Consider the following 23,318-nt stretch of genomic DNA (forward strand, 5'->3'; position numbering starts at 1 on the left):
TGTCCAATCATTTAACACGTATTTGGCATTGCTCCCTCAAATTTGATATTTTTGAATATGAGTGAAAATTTAAATATTGCCTTTATTCAGGCAGACCTTAAATGGGAAGATATAAATGCAAACAGAAAACTTTTTTCTGAAGCAATCGAGAAAATATCTAATGATGTAGAATTAATTATTCTGCCAGAGATGTTTACTACGGGATTTAGTATGAATGCGGCTGAACTTGCTGAAAATACTGATGCTGAGACTTTATCATGGATGAGAGAAATGGCCAGGAAAAAATCAGCTGCAATTACCGGCAGCGTCATAATCTCTGAAAATGGCAATTATTACAACCGCCTTTTCTTTGTTTTTCCCGATGGCACTTATAAATTATACGACAAACGCCATACGTTTACCCTGGCTAAAGAAGATGAAACCTATACTGCGGGAAAAGCCAGACTTATTATAGATTATAAAGGCTGGAAAATTTGTCCTTTAATATGCTATGATCTTAGATTCCCGGTTTTTTCCAGAAATACCGTAGACTATGATCTGTTGATATACGTGGCTAACTGGCCTAAGAAAAGGGTGGACGCATGGGATGCCCTGTTAAAAGCAAGAGCTATTGAAAATATGAGTTATTGCGTTGGCCTTAACCGGACCGGAGAAGATGGCGACGGGTATATTTATAATGGTCATTCGGCAATTTATGATCCACTAGGTAAGGAGATTACTCCTTTACATAGGGAAGAGGTTTTTACCGAAGAGATCAGTCTTAATAAAAATTATCTTAAGGAAGTTAGAAGTAAGCTAAAATTTCTTCAGGACCGCGATACGTTTAATCTTTCAGACGAATAGTTTCGTTCCAGTCCCAATTGGCACGAATATCCAGAGTATCTGAAAAATATCTTATTTGCTCCGGCTGACGCTTTTTCAGGAAATTTCCGGTATCCCACTTCCCATTGCCATTTCTGTCTGAGATCACCCTGATTAAAAACTTACCGGGTGTAAGGTATCTAAAGGTGAAGTTGTTAGTTCCTTCAGAATATTGTTCATCTATCACTTCTCCTTTCGTACTTGTTAATTGAAGTATCACTGGGAAAGATTCTATATTCTGAACATTGAGTATTACAGTTCCATATTCAGATAATGACTTGGTTCTTAAATTTTGACTAATGGTGTCGTTGGTCTCTTCAAAAAGATCTGTGATCGCTCCCGGCAAGGCACGAACGTTATATGTGTTTTCAGGAGTTTTGTCGAATTTTATAACAATTTCATTTTTCAATGGATGGAATTCTGTCGAAAAATCAACATTAGCAGAATCCTTATCCATGATCGAGATGAATTCTTCTTGAAAATCCACGATTGGAGTGTTCCCCTTAAACTTAAAATCCTTGCTGATGCTACCAGTTTCAGTAGAGATCTTTAAGGAATCCCTGTCCAGAGTAGTTAGTCTCGCCAATAGTGTATCTCTGGTTTTTGGAGTTACGATCTCAAAATTAAGACTATCTAGTTCAGGCTTCACATTAAACCAATAATAGAGGCTATCTTTTTCAGCATCTTTAATTATCCTGGAAACAAAACCTTCAGGCTTCGGGGAAAGTAAATTTATTTCTAAGCTATCCAGGTTTGGAGAACCTTCATATCCAAATAGAATTTGATTTCCTTTAAAATGGGTAGGGCGTTTTGGTGTAAATTCCAGCTCCTCTTTAAAAACAATAATTTCATAAGTACTGTCTGTTGGGATACTAACATTTTCAGCAATAAATCCAATTTTTTCACTTTTAGGGTTGTAGAGATAGTTGTCATTATTATCTAATATTCCAACCATCTTATAGGTTCCGGCTTTTAAATTTTCCAGAGAAAATGTAAAGGTGCTATCCTGTGAATAAGTAACATATCTAGGTGTTTCTTTAAAAACTATAGAATCTGTATAGGTAGAATCCATCTCATAAAGCATCACAGAAACTGGAGATTTAGGAGCCTTTAACTTCGCGTCTTTCACGGTTCCCGAAACTTTAAGAGAATCTATATAATCACCCGTAGAGAATACATACTTAAAATAATCGTAAGGATTAGCTTCATTGTTGTCTACGATACTTCTACCAAAATTAATCGCGTAGGTAGTATTCTCTTCTAAAGTATCAAAGATCTCGATCTTGATATCCTTCCTGGCAGATCCCAAAGGCATAATACTGGGTTTTGGATCCATAGGTGGAGAAATTATAATTTGTTGCTGAGGTTTTTCCAGTTTGATGTATTCATCAAAATAGATGCGTATCTCATCAGCATCGAATTGCGTAGAATAATTCTCAGGATTGGCCTTAATGAACTTTGGTGGTTCTTCATCTATAGGTCCCCCTTCAGGCATTCCTTTTTTGGCGCATTGCACCATTGTAAAAAGCAAGATCAAAACTATAACGAATCCGGGTATCCTTTTTCTCATAAATGAAAACTGAAATCTTTTAGCAAAGAAACAATTATTTTGAATTACAACGCAAAGCTTAGTCGGTAATTGCCATTGTGGCGATACTTAGTTTGATCCCTGGAATCTCCAACAGTTTATGTGCGCAGGCTTCTAAGGTGGAACCTGTAGTAACCAGGTCGTCTACTATAAGAATGTGTTTATTTTCAATTTCACTGAAATTTTGAATAGAAAGATTTTCCTCAAGTTTTCCCCATCTCGAAAATCTGTCTTTTAGAGTCTGGGTTTTTGAAGAGCTTATCTTTAAAAGAATATCATCTCTATAATCTGCATTCAGGTAAGTAGCGATCACTTTCCCAAAATCTTCGACCTGGTTATAACCTCTTTCCCTGAGCCTGGATTTATGTAATGGCACAGGGATCACAATATCTATATCCCTATATTCTTTTGATTCTACCAATTCTTCTCCCAGCCAATTACCCAGGTAAGTACCAATTTCACGGTGGCCTCTATATTTTAGGTCATGTATTAGATGCTGAACTCCAGATTTCTTTCTAAAATGCAGTAATGCCGTAGCTTTTTCTATCTTTACCCGGCCATAAAATACTTTTTTAACAGGGTTCTCGTTATCAAGGTGGTAACGTGTAACCGGTAGGTCATGGAGACAGGAGGTGCAAAGAATTTGTTCATTCTTAAGCAACTCTGTCTCGCAAATGTGACAAACGTTGGGATAAAGAAGATTAACGAAATCGTGAAACATTTGTTAATGGCTTGTACCATACTTGGTTAAACGTCTAAATTTACGAACTAAATTAAACTTATGATGACAGAAAAAAAGAACAATACCGCATTAAAGATTTTAACCGGTATTCTTGCTGTAGCCCTGGTTGCGCTTAGCATTTATACTATAAAATTCTACAATGAGGAAAAGGAAAATAAAGAGATTCTTCAAAAAGAGAAGTCTGTAATAGAAGATGAACTTAATGAGCTAATTGTAAAGTATGATGATGCTATTGAGGAAAACGAAATTATGGATCAGGACCTTGTAAACGCCAGGGACCGTATTTCTCGACTACTGGATTCAGTTAAAGATAATGAAGCTAATCTTGTCCTTATTTCTAGATATAGAAGAGAAATTGGTAATCTAAAGGCCGAGAAGGATCGTCTTTTTAGAGTAGTGGATAGTTTGAGTACAGAAAATCAGATGTTGTCTACTTCTTTAGATAGTACCAGTGTTGCGCTACAGGAAAGAACAAAATTTTCTGATTCTTTAAAAACTACGAATCAAAGTCTTTCTACCAAGGTTGATAAGGCTTCAAAACTGAAGATCACGAGTCTTTCAGGAGAAGGAGTAATTGTTAGAAATAGCGGGAAACTAGTTGAAAACGATAACAATCGTAGAGTAGACCAGATAAGAACCTGTTTTACTATTACTGCTAATGACCTTTCAGAAGCTGGTGAAAAGAATATGTATGTTCAGGTTTACAATCCGGAAAATGAATTAGTAGGAGATGAGATCGTAGTTCAACATGAAGGAGGAACGATGGTTTACAGTGCTGCATCTAAAGTTTTTTATGAAAATGAAGAGCTTGACGTATGTATCCTGGCTAAAACTATGGAGGATAGATTACTGGAAGGGAACTATAAAGTGTATGTCTACAACGATGCGATGCTTTTAGGAACCGGAAGTTTTACCCTTAAATAATCTTAATTAATAAATTAGAGACCGCCTTGGATATTATTCAGGGCGGTTTTTTTATTTTTGCGCCATGGCAAAACAAGAAGATCTTTTTAAAAACGTAATATCCCATGCCAAGGAGTATGGGTACATTTTCGCATCCAGTGAAATCTATGATGGTTTAAGTGCTGTTTATGATTACGGGCAGAATGGAGCCGAACTAAAGAAAAACATCAAGGAATACTGGTGGAGAAGCATGACGCAACTGCATCAGAATATCGTTGGTATTGATGCTGCAATTTTAATGCATCCTAAAACCTGGAAGGCTTCCGGGCACGTAGATGCTTTTAACGATCCTTTGATAGATAACAAAGATTCTAAAAAGCGTTACAGGGCAGATGTTCTGGTAGAAGATTATGCCGAAAAATTACTTCAGAAAGCTGAAAAAGAAATCGCGAAAGCGAAAAAGAGGTTTGGAGAGGATTTCGATGCTGAAATGTATAAGGAGACCAATCCACGTGTAAAAAGATATCTTGGAGATAGAAAAGAGATCCTGGAGCGTTTAGCTCGTTCACTCACCAATGAAGATCTTGCCGATGTAAAAAAATTAATCGAGGAATTAGAGATCGCAGATCCTGATACGGGTTCTAAGAACTGGACCGAGGTTAGACAATTCAACCTTATGTTTGGTACTAAATTAGGTGCTTCTGCAGATACTGCAACAGATCTATATTTACGTCCTGAAACTGCTCAGGGGATATTCGTGAATTTTCTGAATGTTCAAAAAACGGGAAGAATGAAGATCCCATTTGGAATTGCCCAGATTGGTAAAGCGTTCAGGAATGAGATCGTTGCAAGACAGTTCATATTTAGAATGCGTGAATTTGAGCAAATGGAAATGCAATTTTTTGTACGTCCTGGTGAAGAGCTTGAGTGGTATGAAAAATGGAAAGAAACAAGATTAAACTGGCATAGATCCTTAGGTCTTGGTGAAGAAAATTATCGTTTCCACGACCATGAGAAACTTGCTCATTATGCAAATGCTGCCGCAGATATAGAATTTGATTTTCCATTCGGATTTAAAGAACTGGAAGGAATCCATTCCAGAACAGATTTCGACCTTAAAGCTCATGAAGAGCATTCAGGTAAAAAACTTCGTTTTTACGACCCGGAATTGAAGGAAAATTATGTGCCTTTTGTAATTGAAACTTCAATTGGTCTTGATAGAATGTTCCTGGCTGTACTTTCAGCTTCATTAAAAGAAGAACAACTGGAAGATGGTAATACTAGAACGGTATTAAAATTACCGGCAGTACTTGCTCCTACAAAAGCGGCAATTCTGCCTCTAGTTAAAAAAGATGGACTTCCCGAGATGGCTCAAAAAATAGTAGATGATCTTAAGTGGGACTTTACGGTACAGTATGATGAAAAAGATGCTATTGGTAGAAGATACCGTAGGCAGGATGCTGCTGGAACTCCATTATGTATCACAGTAGATCATGATTCCTTGGATGATAATTCGGTGACGGTAAGATTCAGAGATACAATGGAACAAAAGAGAATTCCGATTACAGAATTGGACGCATTGATAAGGAAAGAAACAGATTTTAAAACCTGGATGAGAGATTTTTCTAATTGATTTACAGGTTTTTATGAATATTTTAAGAGAGGCAATCAATTTATTGATTGCCTTTTTTATTTCAGTTATTATCTTAATGCCTATTTTTAAAGAATTATTGAAGAATACTCCCAAATGATGAAAAAGATTTCTACCCTTCTGATATTATTGTTGATTTTTCATCTTAATTCTGTTGCTCAAACTAATGAGATCGTAGGTCCAGCTTTTATAGATTCTGCAAAAGTTGTGAAATCTGGAGCTTTGACGAAAGATAATTTGATCCCTTCTTCAAAAAAACCAAAACTATATAATCCACGAAATAGAGGAATTAATAAAGTAGTGCCAGGTAAAGGTTTGCCTAAGACTACTGATGCTGCCTTACAAAGTAAAATGGGGGATATCCCTGTTAAAGCTCCAGTATTAACCTTTGACGGAGCAGTAACGCGATCTACTCCTTCAGATCCTACCGGGGCCGTGGGAAGAGATTATTACGTAAATGCCTGGAATTCTGAATTTGCAATTTGGGATAAAAGCGGAAATGTTGTTGTTCCAGAATCTTCTCTAGCCAGTATTGGCGGGACTTTTACAAATGAAACTGATGGGGATCCTATAGTGTTTTATGATGAATCTGCAGACAGGTTCGTTTTAATGCAATTTAGTACGGAAAATGGATCTACACCTCCAGCATTATTATTTGCTGTAGCCCAGGGACCAGACCCAGTGAATAGTGGCTGGTATACTTATCGTTTTGATCTGGAAGATTTACCAGATTACCCGAAGATCTCTGTCTGGAACGATGGTTATTATATAACTACGAATAAAAATGCACGAGCGCCGCAGGGAGAAGAAGTTGTATTCGTTCTGGAGCGAGATAGGATGCTTCAGGGATCAGATGATGTTCGTATTCTCGGTTTTTCTCTCCCTGGAATAAGAAATAATGGATTTTATAGTCCCGCAGGGTTTAGTGTAGTTGGCAGGAATCTGCCTCCGCCGGGAAATGCCCCGATCATATATTTACAGGATGATGAATGGGCCGGCGTTAATCAGGATCATTTAAAACTCTGGTTAATTAATGTAGACTGGAACAGTTTAGGAAATTCTACAATAGCAGAAAGTCAGGAGATCACTAACGGTATATCTCCATTTGACGCCACTTTTGATGGGGGTAGTTTTCAAAACCTACCGCAACCTGGAGAAGCTGTAGATATTGATGCGTTACAGGGAGCTATGATGTATATGACGCAATACAGAAGGTTTTCAGGATATAATTCGGTTGTGATGAATTTTGTAGTTGATGTAGAGCCTTCTCCGGCTAAACATGCCGGAATCAGGTGGTATGAACTTAGACAGCAAGCTGATGGGCAACCATGGACCGTTTATCAGGAAGGTACTTATGCTCCCGATGGTAGTGACAGGTTTAGCGGCAGTATCGGGATTGATCAAAGAGGCAATATAGGAATGGGATTTACTGTCGTTAACGACGATCCTAGTAAACCTGTCTTTCCTTCTATTAGATATACGGGTAGATTTGCAAACGATCCTTTAGGAACTATGACTGTTGAAGAGCAATCTATTGTAGAAGGCGATAGCCCACAGCCAAGACCCGAAGGTAGATATGGTGATTATGCACATTTAAGTATAGATCCGGTTGATGGGATCACATTCTGGCATAATGCGGAATATTTCAGGGGAACAGACCGGGTAAACAAAGTAGGGGTTTTTAGTTTTTCTGCAACAGACCCAAATGATATTGGAGCTGTTTCGCTTATTTCTCCTCAGGATGCAACCTTGACTTCTGCTGAACAAATAAGTGTCAGGATTAGAAATTATGGATTGAATCCTCAGTCTAATTTTGAAGTTAGTTACAGTATCAATGGAGGTCCGCAGGTTACAGAGATTTTTACAGAATCTATAGGTCCGGAATCTTTTGCCACCTTTACTTTCGATGAAACCGCCGATCTTTCTAATGTTGGAGAGACCTATACTATTACCTTTTCAACGAATCTTGTGAACGATTCTAATAATAACAATGATAGTATAGACACCCAGGTTAGAAACTTACCTCCTCGTGATGTGGGAGTGGTTTCCATAGATTCACCTGAAACTTCAGAAGATCTTACGGCTAATGAAACTATCACTATAACCATTGAAAATTTTGGGGGAGAACCACAACAGGATATACCGGTAAGTTATCAGATTGGTAATAATACCTTCGTGAACGAAACCTACAACCAGGTTCTTCCGGTTGGAGAAATAGCTGTTTACACCTTTAATCAAACCGCAAACTTCGAAGGTTCCGGAAGGTACTCTATCACAGCTACTACAAACCTTTCCGAAGATTTTGATCCCACCAATGATTCTATAACCGAATCTATAGTGAACCTTAATTGTATCCCTGATGGATCTGATTGTTCTGCCGGGGATGGAATATTTTACTTTGAATTAGGAGATTTTCTGAATGAAAGAATTCCCTGTACTACAGGATATATAGACTTTTCTAAAGGTTCAACAGATCTGGACAGGTCTGTTGGAGAATACACGGTAACGGTAAAGACCAATTTTGCCGAGGATGACGTAGAAAAGTTTTCACTGTGGATAGATTTTAATGATAACGCAGTTTTTGAGGATGAAGAGAGACTTATAACTTCTGAAGTTATTCCCGAAGAAGACAGGGCATTTTCATATGATTTCACTATCCCTTCAAACGCTAAGTTAGGGCAGCACTTGTTAAGGATCAGAGCTGGTGATACAAGTTTTTCGGGAGATCTGAATGATCCCTGTTCTGTAATGCAATATGGAACAACCCATGATTATTCAGTAAATATCATTGATGATACATTAGATCCTGAGGATCTAATCCTCAATGAAGCTGACCTGGTAGTTGTATCTTATGGAAATAATATTTACAGGGCTATCATGGAAACTAATTATGATGAACCTTTACGAATTACGGTGCATAATGTTCTTGGTCAGAAATTAATTGAAAACCAGATCGTGAACGAACGTGGAGATGCTTATGTCTATGAGATCGATATGTCTTATGCAGCTCCCGGAGTGTATCTTTTAAGAGTTGGAACCCGTGATTTCGGGAAGGTTGAAAGGTTTATAGTTAAGTAAGGTCTATTTCAAGACAATTTTTCAACTCTGCTTGTATTTACTTCATATTCCTTTATTTTTGAGGAAAATTGAATTTTCATGACTATAATATCCTATAATGTAAACGGTATAAGAGCAGCCATTCGAAAAGGTTTTTTAGACTGGATCCAGCAGGCAAATCCAGATGTAGTATGCCTGCAGGAAATTAAAGCTCAACCGGAGCAATTGGATCTTTCAGATTTTGAAAAAGCAGGGTACCCTTATCATTACTGGTATCCGGCGACGAAAAAAGGATATAGCGGAGTGGCTATTCTCAGTAAGACCGAGCCCAAGAATGTAGCCTATGGTACCGGGGTTGATTATATGGATTTTGAAGGTAGAAGCATCCGTGCCGATTTTGAGGATTTCTCTGTGATGAGTCTTTATCTGCCTTCAGGAACCAATATTGCCAGATTGGAGCATAAGTTCAAATTCATGGACGATTTTCAGTTGTATATAGATCAATTGAAACAGCAATTCCCGAATTTAATTATCTGCGGCGATTATAATATTTGTCATGAGGCTATAGATATTCATGATCCAATGAGATTAAAGAATACTTCAGGATTTCTTCCGGAGGAAAGAGCCTGGATAGATGGTTTTATGAAAAGTGGTTTTATAGATTCCTTTAGACATTTTAACGACGAGCCAGATAATTATTCCTGGTGGAGTTACAGGGCAAATGCCCGAAATAACAATAAAGGATGGCGTATAGATTATAATCTGGTGTCTGAGCCTTTAAAAGATCGCATGAAAAGGGCAGTTATTTTGCCCGAAGCATACCATAGTGATCATTGTCCCGTTCTTGTAGAAATAGAATAATATTACTTATGAAAATTAAAGTCCTAGGTTTTTTAGCATTAATGATTTCATTAACCTCTTGCGTTTCCTCCAAAAAATACGGAGAACTGGAAAGCAGGAACGCAGATCTTCTTAGAGATAATCGTTCTATGAATGAAGATCTTGAGAGTTTAAGAAGCTCGAATAAAGATCTTGATGACGAACTGAACAGGCTGAAATCTGATTTTGAAACTGCTACTACAGAGAAGAATGATTTAATGCAAAAGCTAACTGCTTTACAGAAGAATTATTCGAGTCTGGAGGATTCTTATGATGCCCTGGAAAAGAATAGTTCTGCCGCAATTGCTGAAAATTCAAGACAAAATCGCGAGCTATTAGCTCAACTAGATGAAAAAGAAGCGGCTTTGATCCAGGAAAAGAACAGGTTGGAAAAACTGGAAAAGGACCTTGCAGTAAGATCCCAAAGAATAGATGAGCTGGAAAGCGTTATTGCGGCGAAAGATGCGAAAATGAATGCTCTCAAAAATGCAGTTTCCAATGCCCTTACCAATTTTGAAGGGAAAGGACTTACCGTGGAACAAAGAGGAGGTAAAGTGTATGTTTCCATGGAAAATAAATTGCTTTTTGAGTCTGGTAGTTGGGCCGTTAATTCTGAAGGTAAAAAGGCAGTACAGCAACTAGGATCTGTTTTAGCTCAGAATCCAGATATAGCTGTTCTAATTGAAGGACATACAGATAATGTGCCTTATGGTGGCAGTGGTCAGTTAAAAGATAACTGGGATCTTTCTACTAAGAGAGCAACTTCTATCGTACATATCTTAAGAGAAAACTCGAACATCGATCCTCAGAATCTAACCGCGGCTGGAAAAGGTGAATTCGCACCTGTGGCTTCAAACGATTCAGAAGCAGGTAAAGCTAAGAACAGAAGGATCGAAGTTATACTTACGCCAAAGCTTGATGAGATCACTAAATTACTGAATGAAACAAACTAAATGTTTCAGAAAGATCAGGAATAGTGTTTTTTAATAATGGCTTTAGTGTGTTCAAGGTCTTTAAAAACCTCGTAGGTCTTGCCCTGTGTTCTCATCGCACCTAGAGTGTTAGCATATCTGGCGGCAATTATTTCGTCATTATGATAGGCAAATCCATAGGCCAGGCCACCCGCGAAAGAATCACCACAACCTGTTGTGTCTATCACTTCATCTACCGGAACAGATGGGATGAACTCTTTATTTATTTTACCATCTTTCATTGAATATGCTACACATCCGCGAGAGTCGAGGGTCACATATAATACGTCCACTCCTTTTTCCAGTACATAAGCTCCAAAATCGTCCAGGTGTTCTGTATTTTCTTCATCATAATGCCCCATTTCATCTATGTCATATTCATTTTTGAACCAGCAGCACATAGACTCTTCAAGATTCATTTTAAGAACGTCGATATAGGGTAGCCATTCATCGATATCTATCCAGTATTTTCGTTCTCTGCTACCATTTATATTCATTGCAGTTGTAGGGCCGTGAGCATCAAATATTACAATTCCTGCACTATTTTCTTTAATGTATTTTAAAGTGCTAAGGGATATCTCGAAGTCTGTAATAGGTACAAATACAAAAGCATCTGAATCAAGAAATGGCTTTACATCCTCCGGTAAAATTGGATTCATAAATGCTGTTTGCTTCTCCAGTCGATTGTTCTGGTCCAGAAATTTTAATTCGATTACGGTTCCTCGATCACTATTGCAATCTAGTCCGCGTAAATCTACATTCTTGTAAGGAGCGAATAGTTCTGATATTTCAGCATGATCTTTTTTATGTACATGAGAAATAACCTTTACCTCACCATTTCCCTGCATCAACTTAGCCAGGGCGATCGCGGGATGGGTTGCACAGCCATATTTCTGTATTGTTTCATTCTTATGGGTTAAAATGGTGTCCCGGGGAATGGGACCTAAAATGGCTATTTTCTTCATCTGTAATGATTAAAACTTCTGAAATTCCTCCAGCAATTCGCTGATAAACATAAAGGTAAGTTATATAAAACTTACCGAAAAATGATATTTTCATATTGAGGTAACCCACCTTCTTTATAAGAAATATTGATGGTCTTCGGGTTTTATGCTTTACCTAATTATCCTAAATTGCGGCCTCAATGCATAATTTACTATGAAATATACTACTCTCCCGAATACAGATATAAAAGTTAGTAAGATCTGCCTGGGTTCTATGACCTGGGGACAGCAGAATACTGAAGCCGAAGGTCACGAACAAATTGATTTTGCTCTGGATAATGGAGTAAATTTCATTGATACGGCAGAGATGTATTCTATTCCTGCAGATCCTAAGACGCAGGGAAGTACTGAAAGTATAATTGGTACCTGGCTCAAAAAAACCGGGAGAAGAGAAGATGTGGTGATCGCCTCGAAAGTAGCGGGTCCTTCAGAGATGGTTTCTCATATTAGGCCAGAACTTGGGTTTCATAAAGAAGCAATTGAAGACGCGTTACATAAAAGCCTGAAAAGACTACAAACAGATCATATAGATCTTTATCAATTACACTGGCCAGAGAGAAATACTAACTTCTTCGGGAAAAGAGGATATGATCATGCTGAAGATGAAGCATGGGAGGAGAATTTCAGAGAGGTTCTGGAGAGTTTAAATGAATATGTAAAGCAGGGTAAGATCAAACAGATTGGTCTTTCAAATGAAACACCTTATGGTTTGATGCGTTTTCTGGAAGAAAGCAGAAAGCATGATCTTCCAAGGGTTTCTACCGTACAGAACCCATATAATTTATTGAACAGGAAAGATGAAATCGGGCTTACCGAAATTTACCATCGTGAAAACGTAGGTCTTTATCCATACTCTCCATTGGGAATGGGGACTTTAAGTGGAAAGCACCTTGATGGAATAAAAGAGAATACCAGGTTAAGTCTATTTCCGCAGTATAAAAGATATTCTAATGAAGAAGCTATTAAAGCTACCAGAGCGTATAAGAATTTAGCCGATGAGCATGGGCTGAGTTTAACTCATTTAGCACTGGCATTTGTGAATCAGCAGCCATTTGTGACCAGTAATATTATTGGAGCAACAAGTATCGAGCAGTTAGAAGAAAATATTAGTAGTATAGATGTTGTTCTTTCTGAAGAGATATTAGAAGGGATCGATAAGATCCATAATTCTATTCCAAATCCAGCTCCTTAATAAGCAGACCTAACCAGGCTTTCGTGAATGTACATGGAACGGTCCAGGCTATCGCGAACGTGGAACCAGTCGGTTGTTTTCCCCTGAACAAAAAGGAGTTCACCTTCCTGTCCTGTTTTAACGACCCTAGAATTACTGGAAGCGGGTTTATTTCTAAAATTAGCTTTGGCTGTATTCACCTTTAATCTGGTGGCAAACTCACTATTATTCGCTGAAATATCCTGAGCATCTTCAGTTAAGTAAACAAAACCAATGGGATCTAAAGCGCCCTGGTTACTTTTATAGATTCCAAAATGTAAATGCGGAGGAGTCGTTCTGGCATTTCCGGAGTTTCCAACAAATCCTAAAGTGTCTCCTTGTTCTACTTTATTAAGTCCAGGAATAATGCTATCCAGATGGGCGTAATACAGCGATTGTCTACGTTTTCTATCCCTAAGCCAAACCTGTTTGCCTCCCAGTCCTTTTTCTCCGGTAAATCCAATTCGTCCAGAAGTCGCTGCGACTACCGGGGTACCTCGATCGGCAAAAATATCTATTCCCTTATGATCCCTGCGACCACCATCGCGAATATCTCCCCAGTAACTACCAATATCAGCATTCTTTCCATTAGATACCGGGAATAGATAGGTAGGAGATTTTTTAATCTGAATATGAAAGGGAGTATTTGCTTCGATTTCTGGCTGAAAGATCAATTTGTAAAGCCCTTTTTCCTGAACCTCAAATCTTAATTTTTTCGTTTCTCCCTCTCCAGATTTTACTCTTTCAAAACTTTTATTCTGGTCTTTTACCTTTTTGTATAATTCTGAAAAAACCAGCGTAAAGGAACTGTCAGTAATAAATTCGGCTTCTATAACTTCACCTGGAATAAGATAGGTTTGATAGGAATATACCGCAAAGTTCCTGGGTTTTAATTCTCCAGATTCGGTATAGGGCAACTCAATTTCCAAGCTATCTCGTAATGCTACCTTAACACGGTCCTCCCATATTTGAAAAAGCTCATCTGAAATTTCATTGTTTTTCTGGTACTTTTCCTTTTCAGAAAGTCCAGTAATGAGTTGCTCTGCCTTCTCCATTTGCGTACAGGAAGAAAGGATCAGGAGAAAAAGTACAAAGGAAAATTTAGATAATTGCATGTTACTCGAGTTGAGTTATTTGTATCAGCAATTATGCCAGTTCTAGCCAAAAAGATGCGATACTACATCTTCTATCTTGGCAACTTTTACGATTCTTATCTGGAAATTGCCTTTAGGGATCTTGCTTTGCTTTGAAACCATGATAGAGGCAAAACCAAGTTTCTCAGCTTCCAGAATTCGTTGCTCGATCCTGGTTACAGGTCTAATCTCACCAGCCAGACCAACTTCAGCGGCAAAACAAGTGTCTTTTTGCAACGCGATATCTTCATTCGATGATAATATAGCTGCAATTACGGCCAGATCTATAGCTGGATCATCCACGCTAATTCCGCCGGTAACGTTCAGAAAAACATCCTTTGCTCCAAGTCTGAATCCTGCTCTTTTTTCAAGTACAGCTAAGAGCATATTCAGCCTTTTTGCATTGTAACCTGTGGTGGAGCGTTGAGGTGTGCCGTAAACAGCAGTGCTTACCAATGCCTGGATTTCTATCATTAAAGGTCGCATGCCTTCCAGGGTGGAGGCAATTGCCGTTCCGCTAAGATCTTCGTCATTCTTTGAAATTAGGATCTCAGAGGGATTGGTTACTTCTCTCAGGCCGCTGCCCTGCATTTCATATATACCAAGTTCATGAGTAGAACCAAAGCGATTCTTATGTGCTCTTAGAATTCTATAAACATGATTTCTATCGCCCTCGAATTGTAGCACGGTATCTACCATATGCTCCAGAACTTTAGGGCCGGCGATACTTCCTTCTTTGGTAATATGGCCAATGAGGATCACGGGTGTATTACTTTCCTTGGCGAATTTTATAAGTTCAGCGGTGCATTCCCTGATCTGGGAAATACTGCCGGGTGAACTCTCAATATAATCGCTGTGAAGTGTTTGTATGGAATCTATGATTACAACTTCTGGAGTAATTTCTTCTACTTGTCGAAAGATATTCTGAGTTTTTGTTTCAGTTAAAATGAAACAGTTTGCCGGATTGGGATTTATCCTTTCAGCCCGCATTTTAATTTGCTGCTGACTTTCCTCTCCGGAAACGTAAAGTACCCGGTATTTTAATCCGAGTGAAATTTGTAGTAGTAGTGTGCTTTTCCCAATCCCGGGTTCACCTCCAAGTAAAGTCAAAGAGCCTGGGACAATACCACCACCAAGTACCCGGTCTAATTCATTATTTCCGGTATTCATCCGGTTTTGAGGAGTGTTCTCTATTTCAGCGATAAGTAAAGGCCTGGCGGCTTTCTTGGCTTCCTTTTTAGCTGAGGTTTTCCAGTCTTTTGGATCTGCCTTTTGAACCAGTTCTTCAACAATTGTATTCCAGTCTCCACAGGAGTTACATTTCCCCTGCCATTTGGAATATTGAGCTCCACATTTCTGACAAAAATAAGTAGTCTTAACCTTGGCCATTTAACTGATCGATTTTATGCTAATAACCGAAATCTTTTTTAATCGCATCGGCTTTTTCGAGCATAAAATCTGCATCCAGGAATGCAATTTTCTCCTGCCCGTATGCATTTTGATAGATCCTCATGGCTCTTTTAGGATTCCCGGTTTCTTCCTCATACCGCGCTTCAAAAAATGTTCCCAGCATAGTACCCGGGTAGTGCTCGAAAGCCATTTTGTAAAGGTCTTTATATTCTTCCCAGTTGCGGGTCTTTTCTATCGCCTTATAAACGGCCATAAAATCATTCAGGCTTATTTTTTTCTTAATGCTATAAAGCTCTTCGATAGAATTATATTTTTCAGCTAAAAACTCTGACGGTGAAACTGAAGTTTGAAGCAATTTTTCATTATAATCTTTAGTTGAAATTGGGCGGTAAATTTCAAACATACTTTCAAGGGCAGAAGGGATAGCTTTTCCCACTAAAGAATAATGCGTAGCCCCTTCAAAATTGTCAAAATTATACTCAACCAGTTCATTTTCCAGGTTCTTAAGACTATTATCAAATCCAAGAATATCTTCTTTAAGATTTGGTACATCATCGCTGGCAGTAGCCATATAAAACCATTTTCTAGATTCTGCCGTATTTAAGGCATTAGTTACTCGATTAGCCATTTCGGGTGCTAGATCTGGGCTAAGATTAATATAACCCTGAAATATTGGATTCTGTTTCAACAGATAATAATTGATGAAATTTGAGGTGAAATCATGACCAACAATAATTTTAAAATTAGCTGTTCTGTATTTTTGATCCAGATTGGCCAGTAGTTCCATTCCTATAAATTCAAAGAATTTAGCTCCTTTTCCTTCAGGCAGGAAATTGTTTTCAGAATAGTAGGTGTCCTGCATTCTTACCCCATCCTGGTTAATTCCAACCACGATCATCTCTGGGGCATCTTCCCAGTATGAGTAATAATCTACCATCCCGGCAACGGGTTCAAATAGATAATCTCCATCCAGGACAACAACAACAGGATATCTTTTATCTAGATTCTCTTCGTAATTTCTGGGTAACTGGATCTTTATTTGCCTGGTTTCCCCAAGCTTTTGAGAAGTAATACTTTCGTATTTGATCTGCGCAAAATTGGCCAACGGCAATAGAATTGCCATTAGCAAAAGTAATAATCGTTTCATAGGTGTAGTATTGATTCGGACCTACAATATAATTATTATTTCCTATTGTTTAAAAGTGGTAGAAAAATAAAGGACATTCCTCCAAATAGAAGAACTACAGCTGTTTGTGTGGCCCATGAGATCCATCCAAAAGCTTCGGCTGCATGTTCCTGAATTCCGAAAAACATCAAAACTCCTCCAACAGCAAGTGGATAAACACCTATTCCTCCATTTGTGGCTGAAACTGCAAAGGATCCCACAACAAAAGCGGCCATGATGATACCAACAGGGGTGTTAGCGGTTTCAGGTATACTGAGCTGGATCACAAAAAACATTAATAGATAGAGAGTCCAGATAAAAACGGTATGAAATATAAAAGCCCATTTTTGCTTCATTTTCAGGATACTTTTCATACCCTCGAGTAATCCCTTAGCCAGGTTTTTTAATTTCTGAAATGGCAGCCAGGTAGATCTTCGTACTATATTGAGTCCTAGTATGATTATTCCTACAAGCCCCAGAAATATAAAAAAGGTATTTAACGGATTTATATTCTGGTCTTGCAAATAGGCGAGAAGTTCGTTAGTTTGAAAGATAAGGGCTACTCCTATGATAAGCATCAGGATGAGTAGATCTGCAACTCTTTCAGATATAATTGTGCCGAATCCTTTCTCGAATGGTACATCTTCGTAGGTAGATAAAGTAACTGCTCTTAGAACTTCACCAGACCTGGGAATTCCAAAATTGGCCAGATAAGCGGCCATTACTGCCATAAATCGGTTGGCCTGTGATGATTTGTAGCCCATAGGCTCCAGCATATATTTCCATCTATACGCACGGGAAAAATGGGAAATGGTTCCAAGTAAGAATGAGACCAGTATCCAGAATTTATTGGCGTCTAATATGCTTTGCCATAACTGTTCTCGTTCCTGTGGAGTAGAACTCTTTAAAGAATACCAGATCAAAAAAATCCCCAGAAATAAGGGGATAAAAATTTTCAATATTTTAATGAGTTTTTTCTTCAATGAAGATTAATTCAATAAGTTGGTTTCCTCATCTGGAAATACTAGTGATGGTTTGAAGTTTTTGGCTTCTTCCAGTTCCATAATTCCGTAGGAAATAATGATCAGGATGTCTCCTTTTGCAACTTTTCTGGCTGCAGCCCCGTTTAGGGTTATTTCACCAGAGTTTCTAGGGCCGGGAATAACATATGTTTCAAGACGCTCACCATTGTTATTGTTTACTATCTGAACCTTCTCTCCTTCAATGATATTGGCCGCCTCCATAAGGTCTTCATCAATTGTTATACTTCCAATATAGTTTAAATCTGCGCCGGTTACTTTTACACGGTGGATTTTTGACTTTACTACGTGAATCTGCATTGTTTAATTTAATTGTCCAGAGCGATATTATCAATTAGCCTGATCTCATCTGCATAGACTGCGATAAATGCTCTGTAATTATTTCCTTTTTCTTTTTTTGTAATCTTTTTTAAGGTATTGGAATCGGCAATTTCAAAATATTCCAAATCCAAAGTCGGGTGGTCTTTAAACTTATTTTCTACCCATTCGTTTACATAATCTGCACTTTCTGTGCCAAATAGCTGTTTGACATCTTTTAGAGTCTCGTAAATAAAAGCTGCCTTTTCCCGATTTTGGCTACTTAGACGTTCGTTTCTTGAAGACCTTGCAAGACCAGAATCTTCTCTTAAAATAGGACAGCCAATGATCTCTACAGGTAAGCCTGTCTTTTCGGTAAGCTTTCTAACGATTTGCAATTGCTGAAAATCTTTCTCCCCAAAGAAGGCTTTATCTGGAGTAATAATTTGGAATAAACGTTTTACAACCGTTCCAACACCGTCAAAATGACCGTTTCTGAATTTTCCTTCCATTACAGATTCTAAACCTTCGAAATCAAAATTTTCAGAAAGTATAGTTTCTCCGTAAAGTTCATTTGCAGTAGGAGTAAAAATCCAGATGTCTCCAATTTTGGTTTTCAGTAATTCAAGGTCTTTTTCCAGGTTGCGGGGATATTTATCCAGATCTTCCTGGTTATTGAATTGCGTGGGATTTACGAAAATACTAACCACAACCTGATCAGATTCTTTCAGGGCATTACTCACAAGAGAAAGATGACCCTCATGTAATGCGCCCATGGTTGGAACGAGTCCAACGCTTTTTCCTTCAGATTTTATCTTCTGAATGGCCTGTATAAGTGGATCTTTCTCCCTAAAAACCTGCATTTTGGTATAAAATTAACAGCGTGCAAACTTAATATTTCTCTGGCAATCTGCATAAATTTTTGTAATTTTGCGTGTTTTTTATTCGGAAACGTAACTAAAGCAAAGAATTTATGAAAGATAAGAGAGTGTTATACGTCTCGTCTGAAGTTATACCCTACTTACCTGAAACCGATATTTCATCAACCTCTTTTGAAGCTGCAAAAATGGTGAATAACCTTGGTGGCCAAATTAGAATTTTCATGCCCAGATTCGGTAATATCAATGAAAGAAGGCATCAATTGCATGAAGTCATTAGACTTTCAGGGATGAATCTAGTTATTAATGACCTGGATATGCCGCTAATTATTAAGGTGGCCTCTATTCCAAAAGAGAGAATGCAGGTCTATTTTATAGATAACGAAGATTATTTTAAAAGAAAGGCAACTTTAACAGATGAAGATGGAAATCTCTTTTCTGATAACGATGAGCGCGCTATTTTCTTTGCGAAAGGAGTGATAGAAACAGTTAAAAAACTTAACTGGTCACCAGATATCATCCATGTTCACGGTTGGTTGGCGTCTTTATTGCCGCTATACCTAAGAAACTATTATGGAAACGAACCATTATTTAGAGATTCAAAAATTGTAACCTCTGTTTACAATCAAAGTTTTGATGGAGCGTTAGATGAAGAGTTGCGTGAGAAAATATTATTTGACGGTTTGGAGAATGCGAATGTTAAGCATCTTAAAACTCCAAATTTTGTCAACTTAATTAAAACCGCCGTAGACAATTCTGATGCAATAGTCATGGGTGGTGATAATGTGCCTGAAGAATTGAAGACTTACGTTGGTAAATTAAATAAGCCAGTCCTTCCGTTTACTGAAAAGGAAAATTTCTCTCACGCCTATCAGGAGTTTTATGACACAAAAGTATTGTCTGAATAGTAAGTAAAAGTATTAAATGAAATTAAACAGATTGTTCCAGATAACGGCTATCACGGCTGTTATTTTCGGTTTTATAGGATGTGATGAAGAATTCACTGAAGTTGGAGGAGAAATAATAAATAATCCATCAAATGTAGAATTGAGAGAAATAGAGGTTAATGCCTATTCTCAGGTGGTTAATTCTATTCAAACAAATAACCTTTCAAATTCTATCCTTGGAGTTAATAATAACCCGGTTTACGGAGAAAGTGCTGCGAGTATAATTACTCAGTTGACTTTATCTTCTGAAGACCCGGAATTTGGTGAGAATGTGCAGTTGGATAGTGTGGTCATGACCATACCATATTTTTCAACCGAAATCCAGAATTCTGTAGATGGGGAAATTCTATATGCATTAGATTCCATTTATGGTAATGAGTCTTTTAAGCTATCTGTTTACGAGACCTCATATTTTTTAAATGACCTGGATCCAGATGCTGGATTTGAACAGAGCCAGAAATACTATTCAGATCAACAGAGTAATGTTGAGCAGAATATTCTTGGTGAGGCTCTTATAGTTAAAGAAGACTTTAAGCCTTCTTCTGCTTCTTTTACTTCTTATGAAGTGAATGTTGACGGTGTAAATGATACGATTGTAAATGCTCCAGCATTAAGAGTTCATCTACCGGTGGATTATTTTCAGAATAAAATTATTGCTAAAGAAGGATCAACAGAACTTTTAAATAATAATAATTTCAAAAATTATCTAAGAAGTTTATTGATCAAGGCAGAATCTAACGGTTCGGGTGGCAGCCAGATTCTATTGAATTTTGCAGAGCAGGGTAGAACCCCACAGATTAGTCTGTACTATAAAAAAGATTCAGAAGATGGGGACGAAACAGAACAGGTTAGAGGTAGTTTTGCTCTTAATATGACCGGGAATAGATTTAACACATTTGAAGGTGAATTTCCTGAGGATGTTACCCAGGCCATAAACGCACAAACTTCAGAAACCGGAGCCGAAAATCTTTATATTAGAGCTGAAGAAGGTAGTATGGCGGTTATAGAGTTATTTACAGATGCAGAGGAATTGGAGGCTCTAAGAAGTGAAGAGTTATTAATTAATGAAGCAGACCTTACTTTCTATGTAAATGAAAGTCTGGTGAATGGCGGAGATGAGCCAAGACGTTTGTATCTATATGATCTTACCAATAATACTTTTCTGGCAGATTATGCATTAGATATTACCTATAGTGTTGCTAATCCTGATGCTTCGATTACTAACTTTTCTGAAGTGGTAGCTGAAGATGAGAGCGGTAAATATTACAATATTAGAATCACTAACCATGTGAGTAGGATCATTAATAATGATGCTGAAAATGTAAAACTTGGACTGGTAATTGTTCCAAATATTAACTCTGCTGTTTCCAGAGGGGCTCAAGGGTCTCTTGGTGGTTCTTTAATGTCTGCCACCAGGGAAATGCCAGAATTGATAGACCAGATCCCTTCTGTAAATAGCTTAACTCCTACGGGAACAGTATTGCACGGGAACCTGTCTAACGATGATGATAAAAGATTAAAATTAAAAATTTACTATACCAACTTTAATTAGAGAGAATTATGTGTGGAATTGTTGGATACATAGGTCACAGGGAAGCTTACCCAATAGTCCTTAAGGGGCTCCAAAGATTAGAATATAGAGGTTATGATAGTGCAGGTATTGCGCTTTATGACGGGAAGGAATTAAAAATGAGCAAGACCAAAGGAAAGGTCGCAGATTTAAAAGCTCGTTTAGAAAGTGAAATTTCTACAGATGGAACTGTTGGTATTGGTCATACAAGATGGGCAACCCATGGTGAACCTAATGATGTGAATTCGCATCCTCATTATTCAAATTCAGGGGACCTGGTTATTATTCATAACGGGATCATTGAAAACTATGATGCTCTTAAAAAAGAGTTGAAAAAAAGAGGGTATACTTTTAAAAGTGATACAGATACCGAGGTACTTGTAAATCTTATAGAAGATGTTATTCTAAAAGAGAATGTAAAGCTTGGAAAAGCTGTACAGATCGCATTGAACCAGACTATTGGGGCATATGCTATTGCTGTTTTTAATAAAACGAAACCAGACGAATTAGTTGTTGCTCGTTTAGGTAGTCCGCTGGCTATTGGAGTTGGTGACGACGAATTTTTTGTGGCTTCAGATGCATCCCCTTTTATTGAATTTACAAATAACGCTATTTACCTTGAAGACGGTGAAATGGCAGTTATTAGAAGACATAAAGATGTTAAGATCAGAAAGATCAAGGATGATACTTTAGTAGATCCATATATACAGGAGCTACAAATGAACCTTGAGCAGATCGAAAAAGGTGGCTACGAGCATTTCATGTTAAAAGAAATTCATGAGCAGCCAAGTGCTATAAGTGATACCTATAGAGGTAGAATGCTTGTAGATCAAGGTATTATTAGGATGGCTGGAATCGATGATAATATGGAGCGTATTGCGAATGCAAAGCGAATCATTATCGTTGCTTGCGGAACTTCCTGGCATGCTGGTCTCGTTGCTGAATATATTTTTGAAGACATCGCCAGGATTCCGGTGGAGGTTGAATATGCTTCAGAATTTAGATATCGAAATCCGGTGATCTCTGAAAATGATGTGGTAATTGCTATTTCTCAAAGTGGTGAAACGGCAGATACCATGGCGGCGATTAAACTTGCAAAAGAAAAAGGAGCTTTTACTTTTGGAGTTTGTAATGTGGTTGGTTCTTCTATTTCTAGAGAAACTGACGCGGGAGCTTATACTCATGCAGGACCAGAAATTGGAGTTGCGTCTACAAAAGCTTTTACTACCCAGATCACTGTTCTTACATTAATGGCTCTTAAGCTTGGTAAGTTCAAAGGCACTATTTCTCACAGTGATTTCCAATTCCATTTACAGGAACTGGAAAGAATTCCAGAGAAGATTAAAAAGGCGCTTGAATCTGATAAACTTATTCAGGAAGTTGCTTTCAAATATAAAGATGCACCAAATTGTCTTTATTTAGGTAGAGGTTATAATTTCCCGGTTGCTCTTGAAGGAGCTTTAAAGCTTAAAGAGATCTCTTATATCCATGCTGAAGGTTATCCTGCTGCAGAGATGAAGCACGGGCCAATTGCACTTATTGATGAGCAAATGCCAGTCGTAGTGATCGCTACTAAGAAGGGACATTATGAGAAAGTGGTAAGTAACATCCAGGAGATCAAGTCTAGAAAAGGTAAGATCATTGGAGTGGTTACAGAGGGAGATGAAGAGGTAAGAGAACTTGCAGATTATGTGATCGAAGTTCCGGAGACTATGGAGTCACTGACACCTTTATTAACTACGATCCCTTTACAATTACTTTCCTATCATATTGCTGTAATGTTAGGTAAGAATGTAGATCAGCCAAGAAACCTGGCGAAATCTGTTACGGTAGAATAAAATTTGAAATCATAATATTTAAAAACCCTTCTCATTTTATGCAGAAGGGTTTTTTATTTAAAAGTAATTGATGCTTTTAAATCAGCTTTTTAGCTGATTTGCTAAACATTCAAAACTTCTCAAATTTTCAATATGTTTTTTGCTAGAAAAATTTATCTTTGCAGCCTGAAAATG

19 protein-coding genes are annotated in these 23,318 nt (G+C 37.8%); 10 read left to right on the forward strand and 9 right to left on the reverse strand.

Annotated features, from left to right (window positions below):
- Window positions 1-57 precede the first annotated feature (57 nt).
- Window positions 58-843: an amidohydrolase gene (locus G530_RS0103250; RefSeq protein ID WP_026933161.1), complete on the forward strand. Its 786-nt coding sequence runs from the start codon at window positions 58-60 to the stop codon at window positions 841-843.
- Here the strand turns inward: G530_RS0103250 and G530_RS0103255 are convergent.
- The gene (locus G530_RS0103255; protein WP_026933162.1) at window positions 824-2,431 is read right to left on the reverse strand and encodes an Ig-like domain-containing domain; all 1,608 of its coding nucleotides are present in this window, start codon (window positions 2,429-2,431) and stop codon (window positions 824-826) included. The genes G530_RS0103250 and G530_RS0103255 overlap by 20 nt on opposite strands.
- A 58-nt stretch (window positions 2,432-2,489) precedes the next feature.
- Complete coding sequence (locus G530_RS0103260) at window positions 2,490-3,170, reverse strand: ComF family protein (RefSeq protein WP_026933163.1); 681 nt, start codon at window positions 3,168-3,170, stop codon at window positions 2,490-2,492.
- A 60-nt stretch (window positions 3,171-3,230) separates the two neighbouring features.
- On the opposite strand from G530_RS0103260, the gene G530_RS0103265 reads away from it, so the two are divergent.
- The 5 genes from G530_RS0103265 (at window position 3,231) to G530_RS0103290 (ending at window position 10,634) form a co-directional block, all read left to right on the forward strand.
- Complete coding sequence (locus tag G530_RS0103265; protein WP_084519376.1) at window positions 3,231-4,115, forward strand: hypothetical protein; 885 nt, start codon at window positions 3,231-3,233, stop codon at window positions 4,113-4,115.
- A gap of 64 nt (window positions 4,116-4,179) precedes the next feature.
- Window positions 4,180-5,727, forward strand: coding sequence for a glycine--tRNA ligase (locus G530_RS0103270; protein WP_026933165.1), 1,548 nt, complete (start codon window positions 4,180-4,182; stop codon window positions 5,725-5,727).
- 114 nt (window positions 5,728-5,841) lie between these two features.
- Window positions 5,842-8,823 (forward strand): T9SS type A sorting domain-containing protein, encoded by a 2,982-nt coding sequence (locus G530_RS0103280; protein WP_026933166.1) that lies wholly within the window; start codon window positions 5,842-5,844, stop codon window positions 8,821-8,823.
- Between the two features lie 78 nt (window positions 8,824-8,901).
- Window positions 8,902-9,663, forward strand: a complete 762-nt coding sequence (locus G530_RS0103285; RefSeq protein ID WP_026933167.1) for an exodeoxyribonuclease III — start codon at window positions 8,902-8,904, stop codon at window positions 9,661-9,663.
- 8 nt (window positions 9,664-9,671) lie between these two features.
- A complete protein-coding gene (locus tag G530_RS0103290; protein WP_026933168.1) occupies window positions 9,672-10,634 on the forward strand; it encodes an OmpA/MotB family protein in 963 nt (320 codons plus the stop codon).
- A 14-nt stretch (window positions 10,635-10,648) separates the two neighbouring features.
- On the opposite strand, the gene G530_RS0103295 is transcribed toward G530_RS0103290, so the two are convergent.
- Window positions 10,649-11,617 carry a carbohydrate kinase family protein gene (locus G530_RS0103295; protein WP_026933169.1) on the reverse strand — a complete coding sequence of 323 codons (969 nt, stop codon included), beginning with the start codon at window positions 11,615-11,617 and terminating at the stop codon, window positions 10,649-10,651.
- A 193-nt stretch (window positions 11,618-11,810) separates the two neighbouring features.
- Between G530_RS0103295 and G530_RS0103300 the strand changes: the two genes are divergently transcribed.
- Window positions 11,811-12,848 (forward strand): NADP(H)-dependent aldo-keto reductase, encoded by a 1,038-nt coding sequence (locus G530_RS0103300; RefSeq protein WP_026933170.1) that lies wholly within the window; start codon window positions 11,811-11,813, stop codon window positions 12,846-12,848.
- Here G530_RS0103300 and G530_RS0103305 read toward each other — a convergent pair.
- Genes G530_RS0103305 through panC form a run of 6 tightly spaced genes read right to left on the reverse strand, consistent with a single transcriptional unit; the run spans window position 12,845 to window position 18,774 of the window.
- Window positions 12,845-13,981 (reverse strand): M23 family metallopeptidase, encoded by a 1,137-nt coding sequence (locus G530_RS0103305; RefSeq protein WP_026933171.1) that lies wholly within the window; start codon window positions 13,979-13,981, stop codon window positions 12,845-12,847. The two genes, G530_RS0103300 and G530_RS0103305, sit on opposite strands and share 4 nt — an antisense overlap.
- 42 nt (window positions 13,982-14,023) lie before the next feature.
- Complete coding sequence (gene radA, locus G530_RS0103310; protein ID WP_026933172.1) at window positions 14,024-15,388, reverse strand: DNA repair protein RadA; 1,365 nt, start codon at window positions 15,386-15,388, stop codon at window positions 14,024-14,026.
- 19 nt (window positions 15,389-15,407) lie between these two features.
- Complete coding sequence (locus tag G530_RS0103315; protein ID WP_026933173.1) at window positions 15,408-16,556, reverse strand: alpha/beta hydrolase; 1,149 nt, start codon at window positions 16,554-16,556, stop codon at window positions 15,408-15,410.
- Between the two features lie 35 nt (window positions 16,557-16,591).
- Window positions 16,592-17,533 (reverse strand): lysylphosphatidylglycerol synthase transmembrane domain-containing protein, encoded by a 942-nt coding sequence (locus G530_RS0103320; RefSeq protein ID WP_340139842.1) that lies wholly within the window; start codon window positions 17,531-17,533, stop codon window positions 16,592-16,594.
- A 30-nt stretch (window positions 17,534-17,563) separates the two neighbouring features.
- On the reverse strand, window positions 17,564-17,914 hold the full coding sequence (gene panD / locus G530_RS0103325) for an aspartate 1-decarboxylase (RefSeq protein ID WP_026933175.1): 351 nt from the start codon (window positions 17,912-17,914) through the stop codon (window positions 17,564-17,566).
- 8 nt (window positions 17,915-17,922) lie between these two features.
- On the reverse strand, window positions 17,923-18,774 hold the full coding sequence (gene panC / locus G530_RS0103330) for a pantoate--beta-alanine ligase (RefSeq protein WP_026933176.1): 852 nt from the start codon (window positions 18,772-18,774) through the stop codon (window positions 17,923-17,925).
- Between the two features lie 110 nt (window positions 18,775-18,884).
- On the opposite strand from panC, the gene G530_RS0103335 reads away from it, so the two are divergent.
- The 3 genes from G530_RS0103335 to glmS are packed head-to-tail and all read left to right on the forward strand — an operon-like array spanning window position 18,885 to window position 23,144.
- A complete protein-coding gene (locus tag G530_RS0103335) occupies window positions 18,885-19,697 on the forward strand; it encodes a glycogen/starch synthase (protein WP_026933177.1) in 813 nt (270 codons plus the stop codon).
- Between the two features lie 16 nt (window positions 19,698-19,713).
- A complete protein-coding gene (locus G530_RS0103340) occupies window positions 19,714-21,288 on the forward strand; it encodes a BamH family beta-barrel-assembly machinery protein (RefSeq protein ID WP_026933178.1) in 1,575 nt (524 codons plus the stop codon).
- An 8-nt stretch (window positions 21,289-21,296) separates the two neighbouring features.
- Window positions 21,297-23,144, forward strand: coding sequence for a glutamine--fructose-6-phosphate transaminase (isomerizing) (glmS, locus tag G530_RS0103345; protein WP_026933179.1), 1,848 nt, complete (start codon window positions 21,297-21,299; stop codon window positions 23,142-23,144).
- Window positions 23,145-23,318: the final 174 nt, after the last annotated feature.

Source organism: Christiangramia echinicola DSM 19838 (assembly GCF_000423065.1).
Classification (GTDB): Bacteria; Bacteroidota; Bacteroidia; order Flavobacteriales; family Flavobacteriaceae; genus Christiangramia; species Christiangramia echinicola.